Annotated in this window: 10 protein-coding genes; 9 read left to right on the top strand and 1 reads right to left on the bottom strand. The window is 38.0% G+C overall.

Annotated features, from left to right (window positions below; genetic code table 11):
* Positions 1-5 precede the first annotated feature (5 nt).
* The gene (gene uvrC, locus O3598_RS02175) at positions 6-1844 is read left to right on the top strand and encodes an excinuclease ABC subunit UvrC (protein ID WP_371451599.1); all 1839 of its coding nucleotides are present in this window, start codon (positions 6-8) and stop codon (positions 1842-1844) included.
* A 73-nt stretch (positions 1845-1917) separates the two neighbouring features.
* Here uvrC and O3598_RS02170 read toward each other — a convergent pair whose 3' ends face one another.
* A complete protein-coding gene (locus tag O3598_RS02170) occupies positions 1918-3273 on the bottom strand; it encodes an MATE family efflux transporter (RefSeq protein ID WP_227068124.1) in 1356 nt (451 codons plus the stop codon).
* A 191-nt stretch (positions 3274-3464) separates the two neighbouring features.
* Here O3598_RS02170 and O3598_RS02165 point away from each other — a divergent pair, with 191 nt between their 5' ends.
* The 8 genes from O3598_RS02165 (at position 3465) to O3598_RS02130 (ending at position 8878) form a co-directional block, all read left to right on the top strand.
* The gene (locus O3598_RS02165) at positions 3465-4124 is read left to right on the top strand and encodes a TerC family protein (protein ID WP_005380893.1); all 660 of its coding nucleotides are present in this window, start codon (positions 3465-3467) and stop codon (positions 4122-4124) included.
* A 161-nt stretch (positions 4125-4285) separates the two neighbouring features.
* Positions 4286-4954 carry a TerC family protein gene (locus O3598_RS02160; RefSeq protein ID WP_016475441.1) on the top strand — a complete coding sequence of 223 codons (669 nt, stop codon included), beginning with the start codon at positions 4286-4288 and terminating at the stop codon, positions 4952-4954.
* Positions 4954-6501: a 23S rRNA (uracil(1939)-C(5))-methyltransferase RlmD gene (rlmD, locus tag O3598_RS02155; protein WP_287500446.1), complete on the top strand. Its 1548-nt coding sequence runs from the start codon at positions 4954-4956 to the stop codon at positions 6499-6501. Before O3598_RS02160 ends, rlmD begins: the two co-directional genes overlap by 1 nt.
* Positions 6502-6651: 150 nt before the next feature.
* Positions 6652-6786, top strand: coding sequence for a hypothetical protein (locus tag O3598_RS02150; RefSeq protein ID WP_005380928.1), 135 nt, complete (start codon positions 6652-6654; stop codon positions 6784-6786).
* A complete protein-coding gene (locus O3598_RS02145) occupies positions 6744-7106 on the top strand; it encodes a class I SAM-dependent methyltransferase (protein WP_371451596.1) in 363 nt (120 codons plus the stop codon). The genes O3598_RS02150 and O3598_RS02145 overlap by 43 nt, the downstream gene beginning before the upstream one ends.
* Before the next feature lie 111 nt (positions 7107-7217).
* Positions 7218-7688: an SMI1/KNR4 family protein gene (locus tag O3598_RS02140; RefSeq protein ID WP_287500445.1), complete on the top strand. Its 471-nt coding sequence runs from the start codon at positions 7218-7220 to the stop codon at positions 7686-7688.
* Positions 7689-8035: 347 nt separating this feature from the next.
* Entirely contained in the window at positions 8036-8386 is a 351-nt protein-coding gene (locus O3598_RS02135) for a hypothetical protein (protein ID WP_287500444.1), read from the top strand.
* Positions 8387-8497: 111 nt separating this feature from the next.
* Positions 8498-8878 (top strand): hypothetical protein, encoded by a 381-nt coding sequence (locus O3598_RS02130; RefSeq protein WP_287500443.1) that lies wholly within the window; start codon positions 8498-8500, stop codon positions 8876-8878.
* Positions 8879-8943 lie beyond the last annotated feature (65 nt).

Here is an 8943-nt window from a genome sequence, read left to right as displayed (position 1 = left end):
GATATATGCCGTCTGAAGAGTTATTAGAAAAGGTTAGCCATTTACCGACCACACCAGGGGTTTATTTATGGCGTGATCAATATAACCGCATCATCTATGTGGGTAAAGCGATTAATTTACGTAATCGCGTGCGATCCTATGTGCGTAATGATGCGAATCGGGCGCCTAAGGTAACGGCGATGATGAAGCGTGCCGTCGATGTAGAGATTATTCAAACAAAGACGGAAATGGAAGCCCTCATATTAGAAAATACGCTTATCAAAGAACATAAGCCGAAATACAATATTTCCCTTAAGGACGATAAGACGTATCCTTATGTTAAAATCTCTGTTCAAGAAGACTATCCTCGCGTATATATGACACGTCGCCTTGAGCGTGATGGGGCTAAATATTTTGGGCCCTTTACTGATGTAACAGCCGTTCATGTAGTCCTCAAGTTGATTCGTCAGTATTTTCCATTGCGTACCTGTAAATCGATGAAGGTAGAACGCCCTTGTTTGCAATATCATATGCACTATTGTGAAGCGCCATGCTTTCATAAGATATCAGTACCGGATTACCGCAAATATATCGATGAAATTATAGCGCTCTTTGAGGGAAAACCAATCCCATTGCTTAAAGAAATTAAGGAAAAGATGGAAGAAGCTGCGGAAGAGCTTCGATTTGAAGATGCAGCACGTTATCGAGACCAATTGACGAGCATTGAGAAAATTCAAGAAAAACAGCGGATGGTAACGCAACGTGGTGATCTAGATGTACTGGGGATAGCTGTAGATGGTCAATTGGCATGTGTACAACTACTCTTTATTCGAGGTGGCCGTCTATTAGGCCGAGAAAATTACTTCGTGCAAAATGAAGGTGACTCGGAAGAAACCATTATGACTGATTTTATTAAGCAGTACTATGGGGATACTACCTTTATTCCTAAAGAGCTATTATTGCCTATGGAAAGTTCTGAGCAACATCTATTTAAGGATTGGTTCAGTGACATGAAGGGCCAACAGGTCGATGTCCTTGTGCCTCAACGTGGTTATAAGATGGACATGATTAAAATGGCTCATGAAAATGCTGAAACATTCCTTGAAGAACGTCGCCGCCAATGGCAATACCAAATCGATAAGAGTGGCGGTGCCGTTAAGAAATTGGCGGAGGTCCTCGATTTACCTCGATTACCAGAGCGTATGGAGTGTTTTGATATTTCCCATACACAAGGCTCTGAAACCGTAGCCTCCATGGTTGTATTTGAAGGCGGCAAGCCAGCTAAGAAGGAATATAGACGCTTTAAATTAAAGACTACACAGGGAAAGCCAGATGACTTTAAATCGATGGCAGAAATCATGGAACGCCGCTATGGTAATGAAACGGATTGGCCTATGCCAGACCTCATTATTATCGATGGTGGTAAGGGGCAGCTCAATGCATCTATACCGCTCATACGCGCCGTAGGTGTTATAGATGTGCCAGTCATATCCTTGGCAAAACGGATAGAAGAGGTCTTTGTAGAGGGGCAATCGGATAGCATCATTTTGAGTCATCATTCACCAGAGTTGCAATTATTACAACAAATTCGTGATGAAGCCCATCGATTTGCTATTACCTATCATCGTAAATTGCGGGGCAAACGTAACTTAGAATCCGTACTCGATCACATTGATGGTATTGGTCCTAAACGACGTAAGGCTTTATGGGCTCATTTCAATAGCTTAGAGGCCATGAAAAAAGCCAGTATAGATGAATTAGCTAAGGTCGATTCTATGAACTATAAGACGGCGGAAACATTATACAATTTTTTCCGCATGTCGAATGTTGAAAAACAAGATGTATTACAAGGCAATACAATGTAATACAAAAATAGTTAATACCTTATAGTAGAAAAGCAGCACTGCTGAGTATGACTTGCAGTGCTGCTTTTGTGCGTTATGCTTTTATATGTACTTGTTTGTGTTGAATATACCATGTTCGAATGGTGAATAGTATGCCTGCTACAATTACGCTAGCTAATAGGCCTATCCATACACCAAATGGGCCGTAATTTGGGTTGTTGGCAAGAATGTATGCAATAGGGAAGCAAACGCCCCAATAGGAAATGAGAGAAATATAGAATACAATTTTCACATCCTTGTAGCCCCGTAGAATACCTTGTAACGGTGTACCAATGGCATCGAAGGCGGAGAAGAAAACGCCATACCCGAGGAATCTATAAATTAGATTATATACCTCTTCATCATTTGTAAATAATGCGGATATGCTTTCCATATGGGTAAATGTGAAAGCACAAATCAAAATTGCAATGACAATGGCTAACACGCGAGAAATGTAGGAGTACTGAATAGCTTCTTTATGTCGCTCAGCACCGACTTCATAGCCTACAGCAATGGTGGAAGCCATGGCAATGCTAAGTGGTAAGCAATAGAACACGTTGGTAAAGGCAATGACCGATTGGTGAGCCGCTACGACAGCGGATCCAAAGTGTACCATCAATAGGCCGGCAATACTGAAAATGCTGGCTTCAAAAAAGATGGAAGAACCGATTGGCAAGCCGATTTGTAATTGCTCACGTATGTATTGCCATTTGGGGCGTACCCAATCTTTATAGATACGATATCCCTTTAATTTAGGATGGAAGAGCACCATCGCACTAAATAAAATAAAGTTTGTCCAACATGCTCCGGCAATACCATAACCAGCACCGACACCACCAATTTCAGGCAATCCGAAGTGCCCAAATATCAGTGAGTAGTTTAAGAATACATTCACTACAAAACTCGTTACTACAATGGCCATAGAATAGTGAGTTAACCCGTGGGAATCAACGGTGTTACGCAATGTATTAACCCATAACAGAGGGAATAGGCCAAGTGCGAAAGCTTTCAAATAATTGATACAAACAGCCGTAGCAGCAGGTTCTAAGTTAAGGAAATTTAGTAATGGTACTAATCCGAAAACACCGATTAATAATATAATAAGTGCTAGGGTTGTTGCAATATAAAACCCTTGGTAGACGATGGTAGGTATACTATCTGTTTTCTTGGCTCCTAATAGCTGTGCAATGATCGGGGTGATACCCATTAGGGTCCCTTGTGCAAAGATATAGAATAATAACCATAGATTGTACCCTGTAGCAACCCCAGCTAAATCAATTGTACTATATTGTCCTGTTAAGAAGATGGCGATAAATGTGCCCCCTACAAGAGAAAATTGGGTGATGCACATAGGAGTAAATAATTTAATGAACAACCATAATTTTTGTAGTATAGAATATGTTTGATACATAATGACCTCCTAAATTGATGATATATTTTAACATAGTCTATCTATTATGGCTAGGTGTATTAAAAACTATAGAATATAGTTATATACAGGTATTCGTATTACGAATAGATGGATACATTACAGTATTGTACAAGGTAGATGCTCTTTAGTATAATAAGTATATTAAATATTTTCGTTATAGGAGGTACGAATTGGACATTGTATCTGTTCAAGGTTTGTTGGCAATGTTACAAATCATTGTCATCGATATTCTGTTGGCCGGCGATAATGCCATTGTGATTGGCATGGCTGCACGAAATTTGCCAGCTCATTTACAAAAGAAAGCAATTTTCTGGGGCACAGCAGGTGCTATCATTTTACGTCTCGTTATGGCATTCCTCTTCGTTGAGGCTTTAAATACAATTCCAGCGCTTCGTTTGGTAGGTGGTATCCTTTTATTATGGATTGGATACAAGCTCGTTGCTGATGATGACAGTGAGCATAATATCGAGGCCAAGGATAGTTTGCGAGCTGCAATCATGACGATTGTCATTGCTGACGGTATCATGGGTATCGATAATGTAATCGGTGTAGTAGGCGCTGCAGGTGGCCACATGACAATGGTTGCTATTGGTATGCTTATTACGGTGCCTATCATCGTGTATGGTAGTACATTATTTGTGAAAGTCATCGAGCGTTTCCCAATTATTCTCTACGTTGGTGGTGGTATCCTAGGATGGGTCGGCGCTGGCATGAGTGTGGAAGATACATTGATTGCTCATACAGTTGAACCGTATGCGCTGTATATTAAAATAGCTGCCGTTATCCTTGTAGTAGGCGCATCGTTAGTAGTAAAACAACTTAAAAAATAATTGGAATGTATAATATCTCTTCTCTTTTTTACAGGAGGAGAGATATTTTTTTGCAGTAGATTATGAAAGATATTAAAGCATTTGTTTTAGATGAGAAAATACATAAAATATGGTATAGTTAAGGGATAGTTATAGAATTAATTATAGTTGAGGTGCGTATAATGGAATTTTTAGAAGCGGCCACGTGGGTTACGATTGGCAAAATTATATTGATAGATATTTTATTAGCCGGAGATAATGCTGTAGTTATCGGTATGGCAGCCGGTAAATTAGCACCAGAACTTCAAAAGAAAGCCGTTATATGGGGGACGGCAGGTGCCATTTTAATGCGCCTTCTGTTTGCCACCGTTTTGGTAGAAGCGTTAACCTTGATTCCTCTCGTTCATTTAGGCGGTGGACTTGTGCTCATATGGATTGCCGTTCAGCTTTTAAAAGGCGATGATGAAGAGGCACACATTGAAGCTAAAAACTCCTTAATGGGTGCTATTTGGACGATTATCGTTGCCGACGCTATGATGAGTATCGACAATGTCATCGGTGTTGTGGGCGCTGCAAAAGGTCATTTAGAGCTTGTTATCGTTGGTATGCTAATTACGGTACCTATCATCGTATTTTGTTCTACACTATTCGCTCGTATTATTAACAAATTCCCAGCCATTCTTTGGGCTGGTGGTGCACTACTTGGATGGGTTGCCGGTGAAATGATCGTAGAAGATCCACTTCTTTTACCATATATTCAAGGGGAAGAATTACTCGTTAAATTTGGTGCGGTATTCTTTGTTCTTATTGTGACAGGTATCATTAAAATTTGGAAGAAAAGAGACGCGTAATGAACGGTACAGGTCGTACATCTCGTAAATATAAATCTAAAGGTAGACAACAACATACAGGTGGAAAACTTTCTAAAAAACAACAGGCCATTCTAAATGCGCCTGTTAAACTTGGTGAGGAGGTGTTGGTAACCATTCACGGTATTGGCAGTAGTGGAGAAGGTGTAGGTCGCGTAGATGATTTTACCGTCTTTGTTCCCTTTGCCTTGCCTGGAGAAACGGTAAAAGTATCCATTAACATGGTGAAAAAGACCTATGCTACAGGTAAATTAATAGATATTGTTACACCTGCTGATAATCGTATAGAACCAACATGTGATCTATATGGTATATGCGGTGGTTGTCAATTACAACACATTACCTACGAAGGGCAGCTTTCACTAAAAACACAAAAGGTGAAGGATGTTATTGAACGAATTGGTCACCAAAATCCTGATCTTGTAAAACCTGCACTAGGACCAAAAGAACCTTGGGCATATCGAAACAAGATGCAAATGCCTGTCGGTGGTGCTAGAGGCGACATTCAAATGGGATTCTATGCAATGGGATCTCACGATATCGTACAGGGGACGAATTGTCCTATTCAAGATGAAGGAAATAATCGTATAGCCCAAATCTGTTATGACATAGCCAAAGAGCTTGATGTTGAGCCATATGATGAACATACGAGAAAGGGCGTATTGCGTCATGTTATCGGTCGCATTGGGCAATCTGGATGGATGGTTATTCTCGTAACCGCTACTGATTATTTACCGCATCAAGAAGCATGGGTTAAAAACATAACCAATCGTATACCACAAGTGGAAACCATCGTTCATAATGTGAATGGTAAACGAACCAATGTCATTTTAGGTCCTACTAATCATGTTATCTATGGAGATGGTACAATCACTGATCATATTAAGGACCTACGTTTTACCTTGTCACCACATTCATTCTTCCAAGTGAATCCAGAACAAACAACGGTGCTTTATGATCAGGCATTAGCCTATGCGGATCTTAAAGGTAATGAAATCGTTATCGATGCGTACTGTGGTACGGGTACTATTTCATTGTTTTTGGCTCATAAGGCAAAACATGTTATCGGTATAGAAATCGTAGAACCAGCCATTATTAATGCTCGTGAAAATGCACGACGTAATGGCTATGACAATACTGAATTCATCGTCGCTGATGCGGCTGTTGAAATGCCAAAACTCTATAAAGCCGGCGTACGACCAGACGTGATCGTATTCGATCCAATCCGAGCAGGCTGTAAAGAAGAAGTACTAACCTCTGCAGCTGGCATGGAACCGAAACGAATTGTTTACGTATCCTGTAACCCAGCAACTATGGCACGAGATATTGAAATCCTTACACACTACGACTATGAACTAAAAGAAGTACAACCAGTGGATATGTTTCCAATGACAGCGCATGTTGAGACGGTAGCACTTTTGTCCAAACTCGATGTCGATAAGCATATAGAAGTTGAAATTGAGCTGGATGAGCTTGATTTGACCAGTGCTGAAAGTAAGGCCTTGAGACACTTCAAAATGATTGAATAGAAAAGAATGACAGCATATGACTTTCTGCATTTATGACATTCCTACTTGGTATAGGAACAGCTATTATTCCTTTCTTGCAAGGTATCAATGAGAAAATAGGCTCAATATATAGATTGATAGGATCATTTTTATATTTAAAGGAGCGTTGAAATGATTGATAAAAGCAATAAAAAATTTTGGGATAAATTTGCTAAGCTATATGCTCCTTTCATGAAAAAAGACAAAGGAGTATATGATAAAGTTTGCGAATACATTCGTCCTCATTTGAAACAGCCGATGCAGTAGCATTATCCTATTCGCATGAAAAATTTGATTGTGTGTTAATTGCTAATGCACTTCATATTATGCCTAAACCGGATGAGGCGATGAAAGAAATATATAGGGTGTTAAAACCTAATGGGACTTTGTTCGCCCCCACTTTTCTATGGAAAGAGGGAAAGCAAAGAAAAATGATAAAAAGTTTGATGTCTATTTTAGGATTTAAGATGTATCAAGAATGGGATAAAAAGGAATTTGAAGATTTTATTAAAGAATATGGATTTTCAGTAGTTGAATGGAATTGTGCAAGCATTTACGCAGGAAAAGTGCCGGATATTTTATCATAATGTTGAGGGCAATATTGGAAAAGGATAACCAATTCCCGTTTGTTTGGGCTGATTTTCAAAGGTGGATAAGGTGAACAAAAGATAATTCATCGTATTGATTGGAGAAAGCATATGGAATTAACAAAAGCAGAGATTAAATTACTAAGAAAAGCTTATAGCGTTATGGCTGACACGCACAGCAAATATCACCCGGAGTCCGAAAAAGACATATCTGAGTTTGAAAACAAATTCGAACCAATTCCGTCAGAATATCGATATTTGCTCAAGGAATTTGGTGGCTGCCATTTTGTTGATCCATGGATTTTCACTTTAGAGGAATTAGGTTATGAATACCCTGCTTTTATTGCAAACTATATCGACGACGAAGAAAGCAACATATCAAATAATACTGTTTTTCCTATTGGCGGTTTAGGTGATGGAAGTTTAGTTTGTATTTTAAAGGAAACAGACAAAATTGTTGTTTTGCCACATGATGTATATGTGACATCGGTTGATGATTTAGAAATTATTGCAGAAAGTTTTAAGGAGTTAGTTTTTGGTTTAGCGGAACAGGGTATTGAGCTTGACAACCAAATTAAATAGCCAATAATGGACATTCGTGAAGTTCTTATTGATATAATGTGTACTTGCTAACTTGAATTTGTTGAGGAGACGGTTGTATTAATGACAAGGGAATAGACCGAAGTCCTTAATTACGAATGCTTTATGCGATAGCGTTTCTGTAACAGCGAATCTTGGACATCAACAGCTAATGATAGTGAAGAAATCTTAGCTACTACACTTGATCATGAACTTATCGCAAAGTTTGCTAAAGAGTTTATGGAATTATATAATGGTATTTATTTTTAAGCAAAGAGAAATCAAAATTTATGGAGATAATTTCATTAGAAATTTAATGAAACTCTCGGTTTATTTGGAGAAAAGATGTATTGAATTCAGATATGAGAAAATATGCAGATATAAAAGACATAATTGAATATGGGTTAAATAATATTTCTGATAGGGAAAAAATAACAATGAGCCTGAAAGACTTTCTATACATTAGACGAGTTTTAGAGGAATATATGCGTTATCTACATAATCCTGATCATTATCCCGATATAGAAGCAATTCAAAATTTTTTAGGTGATATTTCTTCGGGAGGAGGATTTGAATGTTTAAGCACAGCTATTTATAAAAAAGTATATAAAGTTGATTTGCCATCGAAGATTGAGAAAATGATTGATGATGGTGTATTTGAACACCCTCTTTATCCCAGTTACTATAAGGAAAACGAATAAGTAATAATTGTATAATATTGAAATGGTACAAAATATAAATTTATGTGGATACGTAAATTTGAAGTTGTAGGGGACTAATGATAATTTTCACAACACATTAAGGCGGTTGAGATGAAAAATATAGATATTTTTGTACATGAAAAATATAACAAAGCTGATTACGAAAAGGTAGCAGAACATATCTATAAAACGTATGACGATTTTATGAAAAGTGATTGCTTTGTTACTTCATTAAAATTTGTTCAAGAACCAGAATTAGGAGAAGGAGATAGTCCGAGGAGTATTTCCCAATATCCATTGGAAGATGTTTTAGAAAAATTTTATGTGGCGATTCAGGATTTTTATGAAGATTTGAATTATACCAGTGATGAGACTTGTTATTTGGAATTTTCGGCTTCAGATATGGAAGATATACAGAAACTACTTGGAATCGTAAATAAGCATGTATACAATAAGGAAGATGGGGATTATGTAGAGCTGGTAATTGAATAGTGTATTAAAATAATTGTACATTCTTATATCATCATTTTTGTATATTCTTATATTGACATTTACAC

This window comes from Veillonella atypica, from assembly GCF_041431435.1.
GTDB lineage: Bacteria > Bacillota > Negativicutes > Veillonellales > Veillonellaceae > Veillonella > Veillonella atypica.
Note: the sequence above shows the minus strand (reverse complement) of the source record. Positions and strands in the feature narration are given on the sequence as shown.